Annotated in this window: 1 protein-coding gene; it reads left to right on the top strand. The window is 54.0% G+C overall.

The window, feature by feature from the left end:
- Positions 1-64 precede the first annotated feature (64 nt).
- Positions 65-1,051, top strand: coding sequence for an amidohydrolase family protein (locus Q0257_RS12835; protein ID WP_298025406.1), 987 nt, complete (start codon positions 65-67; stop codon positions 1,049-1,051).

Genomic DNA, 1,051 nt, shown 5'->3' with positions numbered 1-1,051 from the left:
TTAAAATTCTAACTATTTACCGCAATTTGATATAAACTCGGCAAAATTTTCCCAAGGATCCCCGATGCAAACGCTTGATTTTCACGTCCATCTGCTAAGCAAGGAGGTGCGCTTCGACCGCCCTTACGACAGGCTCGCGCTGCGCCTTTTCGGCAGGCGCTTCGGCATAGACGTATCGCGCGCGATCAAAGAGCCATACGAGGCCTATGTGGACGCTCTGCTCGGCGGGCTTAGAGCTTCGAAATACGTTAAAAAGGCGGTGCTTTTCGGCGTGGATGCTAAATTTAGCGACGCGGGCGAGCTAATCCATCGCGATAAGACCGTCTGTGCGGACAACGACAGCGTGTTTGAAATTTATCAAAAAAACCCTGATCTCATCGTGCCGTTTTTTAGCATCAATCCGAAGCGAGCGGACGCGCTAGATGAGATCGATCGCTGCTTCGAGCTCGGATTTAAGGGGGCGAAATTTTTACAAAACTATTGGGATCTGGATACGAGGCTGCCTCGCTACGTGCCGTATTTTGAAAAGCTCGCCAAGCTCGGCTTGCCGCTGGTGATCCACATCGGCAACGAAAGCTCGGTGCCCAGCACTCGCCGCTGCGAGGCGCTGGAGATGATTTATGCGCCGCTTGAGCTGGGCGTTACGACGGTGTGCGCGCACATGGCGATTAACTACGAGTATTCGCATATTTTTCGTGCGCTCTCGCGCCGTCCGCGAAATTTCGGACACGATTATTTCGCGCTTCTGGCGCTTCTGCGCACGCACAAAAACCTCTACGCCGACGTTTCTGCTCTGATGACGCCGGTGCGCGCTAAGGCTCTGCCGCATCTGGCTAGCCAAACGGACGTGCACTCGCGCCTGCTTTACGCTTCGGACTTTCCGGTGCCGTATTCTGCGATATACAACACCTACGATCTGCGCCTGTCGCAGCGTATCGCGCTGCATAAAGAGCCCAACCCTTTCGATCGCAACGCCCGCGGACTGCTCGCGTATTTCGGCGAGGATAGCGAGCTGTGGAGCAATTACAAAAAAATTCTGCCCTTTGCGTAG

Source organism: uncultured Campylobacter sp. (assembly GCF_938018035.1).
Classification (GTDB): Bacteria; Campylobacterota; Campylobacteria; order Campylobacterales; family Campylobacteraceae; genus Campylobacter_B.
This window is presented reverse-complemented; position numbering and strand designations above follow the sequence as displayed.

Excerpts from the sequence above, each read along its gene's own strand:
- Q0257_RS12835 (WP_298025406.1), top strand. The coding sequence starts at position 65 with ATGCAAACGCTTGATTTTCACGTCCATCTGCTAAGCAAGGAGGTGCGC.